General features: G+C 67.3%; 11 protein-coding genes. 4 read left to right on the forward strand and 7 right to left on the reverse strand.

Translation table 11 applies throughout. The annotated features are described in order from the left end of the window. Positions 1 to 27 precede the first annotated feature (27 nt). Positions 28 to 2,088 (forward strand): methionine--tRNA ligase, encoded by a 2,061-nt coding sequence (gene metG, locus K307_RS42290; protein ID WP_042886984.1) that lies wholly within the window; start codon positions 28 to 30, stop codon positions 2,086 to 2,088. Between the two features lie 75 nt (positions 2,089 to 2,163). Here metG and bamE read toward each other — a convergent pair whose 3' ends face one another. The 3 genes from bamE to K307_RS42305 are packed head-to-tail and all read right to left on the reverse strand — an operon-like array spanning position 2,164 to position 8,768. Further along, positions 2,164 to 2,712 (reverse strand): outer membrane protein assembly factor BamE domain-containing protein, encoded by a 549-nt coding sequence (gene bamE, locus K307_RS42295; protein WP_042886985.1) that lies wholly within the window; start codon positions 2,710 to 2,712, stop codon positions 2,164 to 2,166. A gap of 43 nt (positions 2,713 to 2,755) precedes the next feature. Further along, positions 2,756 to 6,901, reverse strand: a complete 4,146-nt coding sequence (locus K307_RS42300; protein WP_042886986.1) for a translocation/assembly module TamB domain-containing protein — start codon at positions 6,899 to 6,901, stop codon at positions 2,756 to 2,758. 28 nt (positions 6,902 to 6,929) lie between these two features. Continuing rightward, complete coding sequence (locus K307_RS42305) at positions 6,930 to 8,768, reverse strand: autotransporter assembly complex protein TamA (protein ID WP_419187199.1); 1,839 nt, start codon at positions 8,766 to 8,768, stop codon at positions 6,930 to 6,932. Between the two features lie 239 nt (positions 8,769 to 9,007). Between K307_RS42305 and K307_RS42310 the strand changes: the two genes are divergently transcribed. The 3 genes from K307_RS42310 (at position 9,008) to panC (ending at position 11,170) form a co-directional block, all read left to right on the forward strand. Next, on the forward strand, positions 9,008 to 9,199 hold the full coding sequence (locus K307_RS42310; protein WP_042886987.1) for a DUF3460 family protein: 192 nt from the start codon (positions 9,008 to 9,010) through the stop codon (positions 9,197 to 9,199). A 44-nt stretch (positions 9,200 to 9,243) separates the two neighbouring features. Continuing rightward, positions 9,244 to 10,134, forward strand: coding sequence for a segregation and condensation protein A (locus tag K307_RS42315; protein ID WP_042886988.1), 891 nt, complete (start codon positions 9,244 to 9,246; stop codon positions 10,132 to 10,134). A gap of 187 nt (positions 10,135 to 10,321) precedes the next feature. Continuing rightward, complete coding sequence (gene panC / locus K307_RS42320) at positions 10,322 to 11,170, forward strand: pantoate--beta-alanine ligase (RefSeq protein ID WP_042886989.1); 849 nt, start codon at positions 10,322 to 10,324, stop codon at positions 11,168 to 11,170. A 335-nt stretch (positions 11,171 to 11,505) separates the two neighbouring features. Here the strand turns inward: panC and K307_RS44745 are convergent, their stop codons facing one another. The 4 genes from K307_RS44745 to K307_RS42340 form a co-directional block, all read right to left on the reverse strand. Next, a complete protein-coding gene (locus K307_RS44745; protein ID WP_051975422.1) occupies positions 11,506 to 11,871 on the reverse strand; it encodes a type II toxin-antitoxin system RelE/ParE family toxin in 366 nt (121 codons plus the stop codon). A gap of 1 nt (position 11,872) precedes the next feature. After that, positions 11,873 to 12,172, reverse strand: a complete 300-nt coding sequence (locus tag K307_RS42330) for a type II toxin-antitoxin system prevent-host-death family antitoxin (protein ID WP_042886990.1) — start codon at positions 12,170 to 12,172, stop codon at positions 11,873 to 11,875. 231 nt (positions 12,173 to 12,403) lie between these two features. After that, entirely contained in the window at positions 12,404 to 13,597 is a 1,194-nt protein-coding gene (locus tag K307_RS42335; protein ID WP_042886991.1) for a PepSY-associated TM helix domain-containing protein, read from the reverse strand. Positions 13,598 to 13,693: 96 nt separating this feature from the next. Next, entirely contained in the window at positions 13,694 to 15,259 is a 1,566-nt protein-coding gene (locus tag K307_RS42340) for a cobyric acid synthase (protein WP_051975423.1), read from the reverse strand. Positions 15,260 to 15,284: the final 25 nt, after the last annotated feature.

Consider the following 15,284-nt stretch of genomic DNA (forward strand, 5'->3'; position numbering starts at 1 on the left):
TTTCCCCGCTCCTGACCGGCCCTGTCTATGACCGCACGTCGCATCCTCGTCACATCCGCCCTGCCTTATGCCAACGGCCAGATCCATATCGGCCACCTGGTGGAATACATCCAGACCGATATCTGGGTGCGTTTCCAGCGCATGATGGGCAACGAGGTCTACTACGTCGGCGCGGACGACACTCACGGCACGCCGGTGATGCTGCGCGCCGAGAAGGAAGGCATCACGCCCAAGGAACTGATCGACCGCGTGTGGATCGAGCACAAGCGCGATTTCGACAGCTTCCTGGTGTCGTTCGACAATTACTACAGCACCGACGCGGAAGAAAACCGCGAGCTGTGCGAGAAGATCTACCTGGCCCTGAAGGCCGAGGACCTGATCGCCGAGCGCGAGGTCGAGCAGTTCTTCGACCCGGTCAAGAACATGTTCCTGCCGGACCGCTTCATCAAGGGCGAGTGCCCCAAGTGCGGCGCCAAGGACCAGTATGGGGATTCCTGCGAGGTATGCGGCACCACCTATGTGCCGACCGACCTGAAGAACCCGTACTCGGTCGTGTCCGGCGCGACCCCGGTGCGCAAGTCGTCTGCACACTACTTCTTCAAGCTGTCCGACCCGCGCTGCGAGACCTTCCTGCGCGAGTGGGTGGCCGACCTGGCGCAGCCCGAAGCCGCCAACAAGATGCAGGAATGGCTGGGCAGCGAGGGCGAGACTTCGACGCTGTCCGACTGGGACATCTCGCGCGATGCGCCCTACTTCGGCTTTGAGATCCCCGGCGCCCCCGGCAAGTACTTCTACGTGTGGCTGGACGCGCCGATCGGGTACTACGCGAGCTTCAAGAACCTGGCGCAGAAGCGGGGCATCGACTTCGACGCCTGGGTCGGCCCGCATTCGACCGCCGAGCAGTACCACTTCATCGGCAAGGACATCCTGTACTTCCACACGCTGTTCTGGCCGGCGATGCTGCGCTTCTCGGGCTACCGCACCCCGACCAATGTGTTCGCCCACGGCTTCCTGACCGTTGACGGCGCCAAGATGAGCAAGTCGCGCGGCACCTTTATCACCGCGCAGAGCTATATCGACACCGGCATGAACCCGGAATGGCTGCGCTATTACTTCGCGGCCAAGCTCAACGCGAGCATGGAAGACCTGGACCTGAACCTGGACGACTTCATTGCCCGGGTGAACAGCGACCTGATCGGCAAGTACGTCAATATCGCCAGCCGCGCGGCCGGCTTCCTGGTCAAGCGCTTCGAGGGCAAGGTAGATGAAGCCGCGCTGGCCCATCCGCTGCTCGAGCAGCTGCGCCAGGCCGCGCCGCAGGTGGCGCATCTCTACGAGGCGCGTGAGTACAGCAAGGCGCTGCGCCTGGTGATGGAGCTGACCGACGCGGTCAACGCCTTCGTCGACACCGAGAAGCCCTGGGACCTGGCCAAGGATGAAGGCAAGCGCGCGGCGCTGCATGCGGCGTGCTCGGTATCGCTGGAGGCCTTCCGCCTGCTGACGATCTACCTGAAGCCGGTGGTGCCGAACGTGGCCGCGGGCGTTGAGCGCTTCCTGAACATCGAGCCGCTGGACTGGCGCGCCATCGACAGGCAGCTGTCGGCCGCCAGCCCGGTGCAGGCGTACCAGCACCTGATGACGCGCGTCGATGCCAAGCAGGTCGATGCACTGCTGGCCGCCAACCGCGAGTCGCTGCAGGCGACTGCCGCGCCGGCCGCCGCGGCATCGTCGATCGAGCCGATCGCTGACACCGTCACCATCGACGACTTCGCCAAGGTGGACCTGCGCGTGGCGAAGATCGTGGAATGCCAGAAGGTGGAAGGTTCGAACAAGCTGTTGCAACTGACGCTGGACCTGGGCGAAGGCAAGACGCGCAATGTGTTCTCGGGGATCCAGTCGGCCTATACGCCGGAGCAGCTGGTGGGCAAGCTGACGGTGGTGGTGGCCAACCTGGCGCCGCGGAAGATGAAATTCGGGATGTCGGAAGGGATGGTGCTGGCGGCTTCGGCTGCCGATGAGAAGGCGGAGCCGGGGCTTTATATCCTTGAGCCGCACAGCGGCGCGGTGCCGGGCATGCGGATCCGCTGATCCCGCCCGGGATGAAAAAACGGCGGCGCCTTCGGGCGACCGCCGTTTTTTTACGCCCGCCGATTCGGTCGCGCCTCAACCACCCTGCATCTTCGACGGATCGTCGCTGCGCGAGGTGGTCGTGACCGTGCCCTCGCTGTTGAAATGCACATTGAAGAAAGCCTTGTCGGTCGAGCTCTCCATCCACCGATAGCCCCACACCTCCTCCTTCTTCAACCTGAACGCCTCCACCTTGGTCGGCTTGCCCAGCAGCCGCCGGATATCGTCCTTGCTCATTCCGGCACGCACGCGCGCAAAGTTCTCCGGCGTCAGCACCTGCTCGATCTTGACCACCTTGCCGTCCGCGCCGATGGTGACCATCCAGGTGGTCGTGCCCTCCGGCCCGCGCGGATATTCCAGCCGGCGGCCGCCATCGGCTTCTTCCCAGACGATCTCCGGCTTGCCGGCCTGGCGCCGCAGCTCTTCCTCGGTGGACTGTCCCGGCACGATACCCTTGAACAGCTCGCTGTCGGGCTTGATCGCATTCCAGGTATTGCGGGCGGTCTCGCCCGCCTTCTTCATCGCTTCATCGACCTTCTGCTGGTCGCAGCCGAACAGCGCAAGCAAGGAGGCAATCAGTCCCATGGCGGCAAGGCGTCGCGGCGACGCAAAAGTGGAGGGGCGCCCGTCAGCGGCGCACAGGCTCGGCGATGACTGCCGAGGCTGCCTGCGCGGCGCTTTCGGGATCGAGTGGCTGACTGTCATCCTGGCTCCTTCTGGTGCCGCTGCGACCCGAGGTCCCGCTGAACAGGGTCGCCCAGCTGTCGAAGCGGCGGTTGAACAAGACCGACAAACCGTTGATGGAGCCACCCTTGGCAATCAGCGACCAGCGCCGCGACAACTGCCAGGTCAGCTTCACCACGTTCGAGGCCGAGGTCAGGCTCTGCTCATAGCCAACCGACATGCGTTCGGAAATGGCCTTGCCCATGCTGACCACCTGCTGGTCGTTCAGGCCCGCGGTGCTGGGCCCGATCGAGAATTCGTCGATGCCGAAATGCTGCACGATGCCCTTGCCGGTCTTGCTGCCGATCATGCCGAGCGCCGCGCCGCCCAGTGCCGAGCCGCTCAGCTGGCGCTGCTGGCCGGCCCCCGCGCTTTCCGCGCCGTAGCCGAACATCAGCCAGGAGAGCTTGTCCTCGTCCGGCACATTGGGCTCCGACACCAGCCGCACGCGCGGCAGCCGCACCGTGCCGGTCACCTCCACGCCCGCCTCCACTTCCTGGTTGCGGCGCATGGCGCGGATATTCATGTTGGGATTGTCGATCGGCCCGTTGAAGTTGATGATGCCACGTTCGATATTGAGCTTGCGCCCGAAGGCCTCGTAGGTGCCGTCGGTCACGCGCACCGTGCCGGTGGCCTTCATCGGCACCAGCGGTTCGCTCTTGACGCCCATCTGGCCGCCCAGCAGCAGGTCGGCGCCGGCGCCGCGGAAGCGGAAGTCGTTGCCAAGGTCCACCGTCAGGTCGATCACCGGGCTGAACTTGCTGGCAGGCTTGGTCTCGGGCACCGGCGTGGCGGCGGTCTTCACCGCGCGCTGGTCCTTGCGGCGGATCACCACCACGTCGTCGCCAAGCACCGGGGCGCCTGCCTTGGGCAAATCGAACAGGCCGCGGTCGACGCGGAACTTGCCGCGGATCACGATCTGCTTGTTCTCGTTGGCGATGGTGGCATCGCCCGAGACGATCAGCGTGCGCTCCGGGCTGGCAAAGAGCTGCAGCTTCTCGGCGATGATCTTGCCGGTCAGGTTGGGATCGGCCTCGCCCAGCTTGACGTTGCCGGTGGCGACGATCTTGCCGTCGCCGCCGTGGAACTCCACGTGCCTGAGTTCGACCGTGTTCTGGTCCAGCACCACGCGCACGGTGCCGTCGGTCAGGCGCAGCCCCTGGTCATACAGCGTGACCGCCAGGTTGTCGCCGTTGACAGTGCCGGTCAGCAGCGGAGCACCGACCGTGCCGGCCAGGCGCATCGCCGCGGCCAGGCGCCCTTCGAAGGCGTACTGCGGCCCGGTAAATGCCTCCAGCGACTTCAGGCGCGGCACGTCCACGGTAATTGTGCCGCCCAGCGTCGAGGCCGGCCCCACCGTCTGCAGCCCCTGCTCCTGCACCAGCCCTGCCGAGGCATCGACCACCACCTTGCCGATGCGTCCCGACACCATGCCGCCGCGCAGGGCGATACGGTTACCGCCGGCGTCCGCACGCAAGCTGGTCTCGCCCAGGCCGAGCGTGGTGAAGCCCCGGCCCGCATTGACCGACAGGTCGCCGCTGCGCCGGCGCAGCTCGGCAAACCCGGTCGCGGTCTCCGCCAGCGCCAGGTTCCAGCGGCCGTCGAGCACCAGATCCGAGCGCACTGGCGGCTTCTCGCCGGTGATGGTTTCCATCAGTTCCAGGATGTGGCCGACCTGCACGCCGTCCAGGCTGCCCGCCGTGCGGATGCGGCCGTGATCCCAGTCCAGGCTGTCGATGGCGAGCGTGGCGCGGTCCAGCAGCAGCCGCGCGGCGCCCAGGCGCACGTGCTGGTCGGCCACCAGCAGCTGCGTGGGCGCAGCCAGCCGCAGGTTGACGGTGCTGCGTTCCTCCAGCGTGCGGATGGTGCCGTTCCAGCCGTCCTTGCCCTTCCACGCCCCCTGGCCCGACAGCGCCAGCTGCAGCGGCCGCCGGTGCAGGCTGCCGGCCGCCTTGACGTCAAAGACATGGCTGGCCTGGGTGCCGTTGAGCGTGGCATCGAGGGTGCTGAGGCTCGCCTGCGGCCCGCGATAGTCGCGCGCGGCCAGCTGCACCGACAGCGGCCCGTCCAGGCCGCCGCGCACTTCGGCGCGACCGCTGGCCGTGGCCACTTTGTGCGGGCCCACCTCCAGCGCCTGCGCGTTGTAGTCGGCCACCACCTCAGGCTTCTTCAGCGTGCCGGTGATGGTGGCGTCGAGCTTGAGCTTGCCGGCCACGCCAAACTTGAGCCGGTCGAGCTGCGGCGCATTGACCGCCAGCTTGAGCTGGTCGCCGCGCGCGCCGAAGCTGCCGCGCAGGTCAGCCTGGTTGCCGGCCATGTTCAGCGAGGCCTCGCTCGGCAGCAGCCGCTCGCCGGCCAGGCGCACCTTGCCGCCGCCGGTCATCGGCAGGCCCGCGTATTCGCTTTCATGCACGGCGAAGTCCAGCGCGACGCCAAGCACGGGGGCGATCTCGCCGGTGGCGGTGAAGTCGGCATTGATGCGGCCGGCTGCCACCTTGGCCAGCCGCGACGGGTCGAACGACGCCAGCTTGCCCTTGAAGCTGAACGGCTGCTTGTCCTTGAGGCCGAGCTTGCCTTCGGCCGTCAGCACGCCGGGGCCGACTGTAGCGCGCAGCGTGGACAGCGTGACCGCCTCGGCGTCGATATCGGCATCGGCAAACAGCTTGAGCGCAGCGCCCGACAGGTCCAGCGCCAGGCTCTGCCGGCCCGGCTCCAGGCGCACCACCACCGGACCCGACAGGCTGGCGCTGGTCAGCGAGCCATGCAGCGCGGCCGGGTCGAGCCGGTGCACGTCCAGGTCGAAGCCGCCACGCCCGCCGCGCAGCGTGCCGCCGCCGGTGATCTCGGCCTTGCCGGTCAGCGCCACGCGCAGGTCGCTGATGGCCTGCGCCATTTCGCTGAGTTCGACATGGGCGCGCACCGAGTGCACCGGCAGCCGTTCCTTGTCGAGCGGGCCGGCTTCCAGGTTGCGGATCTCGACGTCGCCGGCCACGGCCAGCGGTGCGGGGGGCGGTGCCGCCGCGGGGGCCGAGGCCGCGGGGACCGAAGCCGCTGGCGGAGCCGAGGCCGCGGGTGCGCTTGCCGCCTGCGGCGGCGCGCCCGCCGCCACGCCGTCCACCGGCCGCAGCTCGGCATGCACGGTCAGGTTGGCCTGTGGCGCCGTCGGGCTGAACAGCCGCGGGTTGATGCGCTCGCCATCGACCAGCAGGTGCGTGAACGGCACCTTGCCGAACGGCGTCACGTCGGCGCCGGCGCGCGCGTGGATACGGTCGCCATTGGCCTGCAGTTCGGCGCGCAAGGCTTCGAGCGTACCGTCGGCAGTGGCGTTGACGGCAAACGATTCCTTCTGCCAGCTCGCCTCGAGCAGCGCCTCGGCGCTGAGCGCAAACGGCGCGCGCGCGCCGATCTGGGCGTTGGCCGCGAGCTTGCCATATGGCGTCTCGAGCTTGTCGACGCTGACGCGGTGGTGCTGGCCGTCGCTGTGCACGCCACCGGACAGGTTGCTGAAGACCATCGGCTCGGCCGTGGGCGCCGTGCCCTGCAGCAGCGACAGCCGCTCCAGCGTCAGCGTATCGACATCGATGACCAGCGGCAGTTCGAGCGACTTCGGCATCTGCATCGGCTCGGTGCTCGGCTCGGACGGGCCCAGCTTCACCTCGGCCTTGCCGATGCGCAGCCATTCCACATGCAGCCGCCGCGGCTGCCAGCTCAACGCCCAGCTGGCGTCGACGCGGTCCACCGCCACGCGCGTCTGGCCGCTGGTGAACACCACGTCGCGCAGGCGCAGGCCGTGCGCCACAGTGCCCCCGTCCAGCGTGCCACTGAGCATGCCGGCCGACAGCCGCGTGGCCAGCGTCCACAGGTGGCGCGTGCCGGTCTCGGTGCTCAGTGCCGCCACGCCGGTGGCCAGCAGCCCAACCACCAGCACCAGCAGCACGCCCACCAGCCAGGCGAGCACGCGCCAGACGCGCCGGCGCTTGCGCGGCGCGGGTGGTGTCGGTTGCGTGGGCGTGCCCTCGCCGGGCAGGCCGGGCTGGTCGGGGATGCTCATGCCGGCATCTGGTGCGCGCGGGCGGCCATCAGAACGCCACCCCCAACGAGATATGCGGACGGAACTGCTGCTCCTGGATGCCGTAGCCCACGTCCAGCTGCAGCGGGCCGACCGGCGTGCGCCAGCGCACGCCGACGCCCACGCCGTTGTAGATTTTCACGCCGTGCAGGTTGTCGGCGGCCGTGCCGAGATCCCAGAACACCGCCACGCCCCAGTCCGGCTTGAACCAGTACTGGTACTCCAGGCTGCCGGTGCCCAGGTACTTGGCGGGCAGGACACTGGCGCCGCTGCGCGTGCCGATCGACTGGTAGGTATAGCCGCGGATCGAATCGGTACCGCCGGCACGGAAGCGCAGCGTGGCCGGGATCTGGCTCGAGCTGTCGCCGGTGAGGTCGGCGCCGAGCTCCAGCCGTGCCACCACCAGGTCGCGCTTGCCCACCGGTATGTACTGGCGGATACGGCCGTACAGCCGCAGGAAGGTGGCATCGCTGACAAAGCCCCTGGCGGCCACCCCGATCTGGGTGTTGATCACGTTACCGCGGCGCGGGAACACGGGGTTGTCGACGTCGCGCCGTGTCCAGGCAAAGGCCGGCACCAGCGCCTTGCTGATCTGGCTGGGCTGGCCCTCCGGCTCCAGCTTGTCGTAGTAGAAGTCCAGCGAGGTCGTGATGTCATACCGCTCGCGCGAGCGCGAGCGCTTCAGGCCAGCGCGCAGGCTGGTGGTATCGGTGTTCTCGATATCGATGGTGCGCTCGTAGCTGCTGTACACGCTGTTGCGGTAGTTGCGGCTGTCCGGCGGCATCGCGGTCTCGGCGAACAGGTAGGAACGCTTCTGTTCCAGCCGCGCCTGCGAGTCGAAGGTCCAGCCGCGGTTGAACATGTTGTAGTACGAGTAACGCCCTTCCACCTGCGCGCCGGTATCAGTGGTAAAGCCCACGCCGCTGTTGAGCCGGTGCACCGGATATTCGCGCACGCGCACCGACACCGGCGCGGTGACCACGCCGTCGGGCGCCTTGTCGGCATCCGGGGGCGGCTCCAGGTCGACCTGCACGTTGGAGAAGTACGGCTGGTTCTGGATCGCGCGCTGCAGCTCCAGCAGCCGCTCCACGCGGTACGGCTCGCCCTCGCTGAGCGGGTTGACGTTATAGATGATCTGTTCCGGATAACGGCGCGTGCCAGTCACCTTGAGCGGCCCAATCAGGTAGGCCGGCCCGCTGACATAGTGGGCCGACAGGTCGGCGCGCAGCTCGTCCGGCTCCACGCGCGCCTGCGACGCTGCCAGCCGCGCGCCGTAGTAATTATGGCTCTGCAGCGTGACCAGCGCGTCTTCCTTGGCCTTGTCCCAGTCTGCCTGGCGGAACGGGTCGCCCACAGGCAGCCCCCACTTGGACCGCAGTTCCGCCACCTGCGCGGGCGAGCGCGTGGCCGCCGGGCCGGTCACCTGGACGTCGACATTGCGGATCAGCGTGCGCGCGCCGGGATCGACCATCAGGTGGACCACGCGCTTGTCGCCCTCGCCTTCCACGCGGGTGGTGGTGGTCGGGTCGAAATAGCCTTCGGTGGAAGTGAACTGGCGCACCTGCTCGCCGACAGTCTCGACCATGTAGTCGAACTGGTCCGGGGACAGGTCGGTACGGTCCTTGTAGCGCGCCAGGTCGAGGTGCTCTTCCAGCATCTCGCGGATCGGCTTGGGGGCCTCGACTTCGACCTTGTAGGCGGCGCCCGCGGGCAGCGCCAGGATGGCGGCCAAGGTCAACAGCACGGCCGCGGCCGCACGCGCCCACCAGGGCGCGCGGCCTGCGGGTGCTGCCTTCGGCATAGCGGCGCTGGCCGGGTGGCCTGCCATCCTTGCCAGATCGGTCCTCATCCGTTGATGTCGCCTGGAGCGTCGGGAGCGGTGTTAGCAGTGCTAGCGGTGTCTTTCGGCATCGCCGTTTGTCCACACATACGAAGTCGGTATTTGACCACACACGGCCTTGCTGCCGGAACTTTCCGGTCGCGCGATGGCGCTGCCCCGGCCTAAATGCTTACCGGGCCGGGCCGATACTGTAAAATCCTGCCCCACCGCATCCAATCAGCGCCCGCCCGGCGCATCACGGTTTCACCATGGCCATCTACGAATCCGATATCACCCAGTTCCTGAAGCAGCTCAAGCAAGAGCGCCCGACGCTGGAAGCCGAGCAGCGCGACGGCCGCGCCCTGCTGTGGGACAAGTCCCCGATCAACCTGGAAGAGCGCGCCCGCGCCGAGGCTTCGCGCGTGGCGCAGAAGCCTTACGTCTACTCGCAGGACGACTGATCCCCGCCGCCCCGTCGTCCCGCCGCGTCGTCCAAAACCCGGCCATGAGCGCCGAACAGGACAAGCTGCCACTGCCCGTCGAGCTGCCCGCGGCGGTGCCACCCGGCACGGCCAATCCGGCCGGCCCCGCCGACATGGTCGACGGGATGGCGTTCGCGCGCCTGTACGGCGAGCCGCTGTTCAAGCTGCCGCAGGACCTGTATATCCCGCCGGATGCGCTCGAGATCTTCCTGGAAGCGTTCGAGGGCCCGCTGGACCTGCTGCTGTACCTGATCCGCAAGCAGAACTTCAACGTCCTCGACATCCCCATGTCGCAGGTCACGCGGCAGTACCTGTCCTACATCGAGCAGATCCGCAAGACCAACCTGGAGCTGGCGGCGGAATACCTGCTGATGGCGGCGATGCTGATCGAGATCAAGTCGCGCATGCTGCTGCCGGTCAAGAAGGCCGACAGCGACGATGAGGCCGAGGACCCGCGCGCCGAGCTGGTGCGCCGCCTGCTGGAGTACGAGCAGATGAAACTGGCCGCGCAGCGCCTGGACACGGTGCCGCAGCTGGGCCGCGACTTCCTGCGCTCGCAGGTCTATATCGAGCAGAGCCTGGCGCCGCGTTTCCCGGAGGTGGAGACGATCGACCTGAAGGCCGCCTGGGCCGATGTGCTCAAGCGTGCCAAGCTCAACCAGCACCACAAGATCTCGCGCGAGGAACTGTCGGTGCGCGAGCACATGAGCCAGATCCTGCGCCGGCTGCAGCATGCGCGCTTCATGGAGTTCAGCGAGCTGTTCGAGGACGCGATCCGCTCCGGCAAGGGCGTGCCGGTGGTGGTGGTGAACTTTATCGCCATGCTGGAGCTGTCACGCGAGTCGCTGGTGGAGATCACCCAGGCCGAGCCGTTCGCGCCAATTTATGTGCGATTGGCGTACAGCCCCACCTGACCCACCCATGGCGCGGGGTCCGGCCCCGCCCCAGTTGATCTACAATCCGCCGACAGCCGGCTTTACATGCCCCGACGGCAAGCGCCTGAGGGTCCAACGCCCGACAGAGGCCGAGACCGGTTTGTCCATGCGCCGCCCCTGATACCGGCGCCGGGTCACCGCCACCACGACCAGCACACCTAGCCAGATGAAAGTCATTTCCTCCATCCAAGAGCTGCGGGACCAGCTGCGCGGCCAGAACCGCGCTGCCTTCGTCCCCACCATGGGCAACCTGCACGAAGGCCACCTGTCGCTGATGCGCCTGGCGCGCCAGCACGGCGACCCGGTGGTGGCGTCGATCTTCGTGAACCGCCTGCAGTTCGGCCCGAACGAGGATTTCGACAAATACCCGCGCACGCTGCAGGACGATATCGAAAAGCTGCAAAAGGAAGGCGTCTATGTGCTGTTCGCGCCCTCCGAGCGTGACATGTACCCCGAGCCGCAGGAATACCGCGTCGAGCCCCCGCACGACCTCGGCGACATCCTGGAAGGCGAGTTCCGCCCCGGCTTCTTCAAGGGCGTATGCACGGTGGTGATGAAGCTGTTCTCGTGCGCACAGCCGCGTGTGGCCGTGTTCGGCAAGAAGGATTACCAGCAGCTGATGATCGTGCGCCGCATGGTGCAGCAGTTCGCGCTGCCGATCGACATCATTCCCGCCGAGACCATACGCGCCGAAGACGGCCTGGCGCTGTCGTCGCGCAACCGCTACCTGAGCCCGGACGAGCGCGCCGAGGCGCCGGTGCTGTACCGCACGCTGCATGACGTGCGTGACACCGTGCTGGGCAGCGACCGCGCCGCGGCCGACCTGCTGGCGGTGGAGGCCAGCGCCAAGGAATCGCTGGCCAAGCGCGGCTGGAAGCCGGACTACGTGTCGATCCGCAAGCGCGTCGACCTGCAGCCGCCGACGCGCGAGGAATTCGCCGCGGGCGAGCCGCTGGTGGTGCTGACGGCGGCCAAGCTGGGTGCGACCCGGCTGATCGACAACCTGGAGATCTGAGGCACGCGGCAGCCGCCGCGTCCGAGGTAAAGAAAAAGCAGGCCGCGGCCCTAGCCGTTAACAAAAAGTGTTGAAAGGTCAAACGGGGCCAGTCTTAGTAACTGGCGCGGTTTGTTTGGGGGGCGCAGCGCTCCCCGTGGCTTGCGGAACGTCTCTGAAATTATCCGCCGCGCCCGTGATCGTCGTCTCGGGCACGGGAACGCCGATGTTCTGGCACGCCCGGCTCTTGCAAGAGTTGCACTGAATCCCGTCTGCTGCTGTGGGTACTATAGGGTCGGATGCGGCGCTGCCCCCTCCGATTGGAGCCCTAGCACGCAGGGCGCCGGCGCTTGGGGTCACTCGTCGTCCGGTGCGTATCCCAGCTCTCGCTGATGTCGAATCGAGAGTACGAGGATACGTGAGTCGGAGTGCGCATACAGAATGACATGCGAATGAAGGACGTACTCCCGAAAATCTGGCACCCCCGCCTCAACGGCCAGTCGGAGCAGATCGTTGAGTCGCGCCGATTCCCGATCGGAGCCTGCGGCGAGGATCTCAGCGGGACGGCCAAGCTGGGGATGCGTCATCACTAAATCACGGAACATCTGTTCCCATAGCGCATCCATTCGCTCCGGCGCTGAACTCACGTCCTGGAGCAGCATGAACTCTTCAATGGTCTCCATCCGCTCCTGGAAAGTATCCGCAAAGTCGACTCGCGTCATGTCATTTGCGAGACCCATTTCGTCGACGCATGGATTCTTGGATCTCCTCTAGAGACTTAACGCGACCTTCAAGTGCGTCCTTGATACCCCTTTCGGCGTCGGCCAACATCAGCAGTCGCCCCCGTTCTCTGCGTTCGAGGTTGTGGTAGTAGTCCAGCTTCTTGGCATCGACAAGGGCGACGAAGGCGGTGCCATTCTTTGTCAGCAACTTCTCGGCACCTGCCACCACGTCCTCGGCCAGCTCTGTCAACCGCGAGCGGGCCTCGCTGATGGGAACAACATCTTGAGCACGAATCGACATTGCTTATCCTTTACAGAATCTGTTAACGTAAACATAGACAAATTGTGTCTTGGGGGCAAGGTGCGAGACAAACCGGGGCGTGTTGGTGTACCTTATTAATCACACGGCTCATCAGCGAGATCACCGGAAGAATTCGTCGGCACGGTCGGCAAAGAAGCCTTAGGCTGGGCAAGGGATCCCAGCCGGTCTCAGCCGATTTTTCTTAACGGCTAGGGCCGCGGCCTGCTTTTTTCATGCCCCGCGCATACTGGAGCGCTGTGCGGTCTTTATCACATGCCTTTGGTGGCCGCGCCGCCGCTTCCACCAGATCAGCACGCCGGTCACGGCAAAGGTCAGCGGCGCCAGCCCGAACAGGGTGATGAACAACCGGCCCGGCAGGCCGAAGGCCTCGCCAGTATGGAGGGGGAACAGCCAGTTCAGCAGCGTGTCGCCGGCAGGCGCATCGTGCGGGTCGCGCGCCCCCAGGCGCTGGCCGGTCCAGGCGTCCAGCCACAGCCGCGTGGCGCCGCTGTCCTTGCGCACCTCGTCGGGCTGGCGCAGCCGCACCTCGAAGGCGTCACCAGGCTTGCGCGGGAAGCTGATGCGGGTCACCTGCGCATCCGGGTACTGCGCCTGCGCGGCCGCCATGATCTGGGCCGCGCTGAGCGGGCGGGCCCCGGCGGGCGCCGGGGCGGACACATGCTTGGCCGGCGGCGTCACGGTCATCACCCCCGCCACGATGGGCGTCACCCATTTCGGCAGGTTCAGGTACCAGCCCGAAAAGGCGATGATGGCCAGCACCGGCGCGGCCAGGATGCCGCCGGCGCGGTGCAGCGAATAGTTGAAGCGCGACCACGACCCGCCATGGGTGATGCGGAACGCCTGTACCACCGAGCGCAGCTTCATCTTGGGCCACCACACCACCATGCCGACCAGCGTCGTCAGCAGCAGCAGCATGCCGGCCACGCCGGTGATGGTCTTGCCGGTGTCGCCGGAGAGCAGGTAGCGGTGCAGGTGGAACAGCGTCGGCAGCAGCAGGCGGCGCGACACGCCCGCCTCGCCCCAGACGCGCTCGCCCTTCACGTCCAGCGTCACCGGATCGACCATCACCTGGCGCGAGCGGCCCGGCACGACGCCATCCGGCCCCTTCACCGGGTACCACGCGATGAATACGCCATCGGCATGGTTCGGCAGCATCAGCAGGTTGGGCTTGCCATACGGCGGTGCGGCCAGCCGTTCGGTTACGGCCTGGACGGTAGCCGGCGAGACCGCCTCCACCATTGGCGCGGAGGCCACCAGCAGGTCGGGATTGAGCCACGCGTCCAGTTCTTCGCGCCACGCGATGGCCATGCCGGTGAGCCCCATCAGGACGAACAGCAGGCCGAGGCTCAGGCCGATATACAGGTGCAGCTTGACGAGGACGACGCGCAGGCGGCCGGTGACCATGACGGGGTGGAAGTGCGTTGAGCGGGCGCTGCAAAGCGCGAGATATGACGTATCAGCCACATCCACGCAGAATGCAAATGCGAAGGATTCGCGATTCTAACAGGGCCCTGCCCCGTGGCCCGTGAGATGTGCCTCAGCGCCGCAGCGCCGCAGCGGCGCCAGCATCGCACCGAGGTCAAGGTGCGCGGCCATGGTGTCGGCCAGCCGCTCGATCGAGGCCTCGCGCAGTGCATCGAGGTCCACCGCCTGGGCACCGTCCAGCCCCGCCCAGCGCAGCAGCGCCTGGCAGCCGGCAGGGTCGTCGAACAGGCCGTGGACATAGGTGGCCAGCACCTGGCCGTCGTCGGAGCGCGCGCCGTCGGGCCGCACCGTGCCGTCGCCGCGGTCGAGCCACAGCGCGGGTTGTTCGAGTCCCGCGCCGGTGGTGACGCCAAGATGGATCTCGTAGCCGCGCACCGGCGCGTCGGCATCGTCCAGCGCCAGCCTGCCGCCGACCTGGCGCAGCTGCTTCTCCGCGGCCAGCGTGGTTTCGTAGTCCAGCAAGGCGAGGCCCGGGCTGCTGCCGGCCGGCCCTTCGCGGCCATCGGGATCGTGCAGCTGCCGGCCCAGCATCTGCATGCCGCCGCAGATGCCGATGAGCTTGCCGCCATAGCGCAGGTGGCGGCGCAGTGCCGGCTCCCAGCCGTTCTCGCGCAGGAACACCAGGTCGGCGCGCACGCTCTTGCTGCCGGCCAGCACCACCAGGTCGGCAGGCGGGATGGGCATGCCGGGCCCGACGAACTGCAGGTCGACCTGCGGATGCGCGCGCAGCGCGTCGAAGTCGGTATGGTTGGCGATGCGCGGCATGACCGGCACGATCACGCGCAGGCGCTGCGCCGGCGTGCCGGCCTTGTCTGATTGCGTGCCGATGATCGCGTCCTCGGCATCCAGGTGCAGGCCGTGCAGGTAGGGCAGCACGCCGAACACCGGCTTGCCGGTGCGCGTGGTGAGCCAGTCGAGCCCGGGCTCCAGCAGGGTGATATCGCCACGGAAGCGGTTGATGATGAAGCCGGTGACGCGCGCACGTTCGCTCTCGGACAGGCAGTCGAGCGTGCCGAGCAGGTGCGCGAACACACCGCCGCGGTCGATGTCGGCCACCAGCACCACCGGGCAGTCGACGCGCTCGGCAAAGCCCATGTTGGCGATATCGCGCTCGCGCAGGTTGATCTCGGCCGGGCTGCCCGCGCCTTCGACCAGCACCACGTCATACGCCTGTTCCAGGCGCGCATGCGAGGCCAGCACGGCCTTCATCGCCTCGGGCTTGTAGGCGTGGTAGGCGCGCGCATCCAGGTCGAGCCGCGCGCGGCCGTGGATGATTATCTGGGCGCCAGTGTCGCTGCTGGGCTTGAGCAGCACCGGATTCATGTCGGTATGCGGCGCGAGCCCCGCAGCCTGCGCCTGCAGCGCCTGTGCGCGGCCGATCTCGCCGCCGTCGGCGGTGACCGCGCTGTTCAGCGCCATGTTCTGCGGCTTGAACGGCGCCACGCGGGTGCCGGCGCTGGCCAGCACGCGGCACAGGCCGGCCACCACGGTGCTCTTGCCGGCATCGGAGGTCGTGCCCTGGATCATCAGCGTGCCGCGCAGGGCACCCGGCAGTATCGTTTGCGGGGAATCGGATTGCATCGGCGGATTATCTCACCGGGGCCTT

The organism is Cupriavidus necator A5-1 (genome assembly GCF_000744095.1).
Taxonomy (GTDB): Bacteria; Pseudomonadota; Gammaproteobacteria; order Burkholderiales; family Burkholderiaceae; genus Cupriavidus; species Cupriavidus necator_A.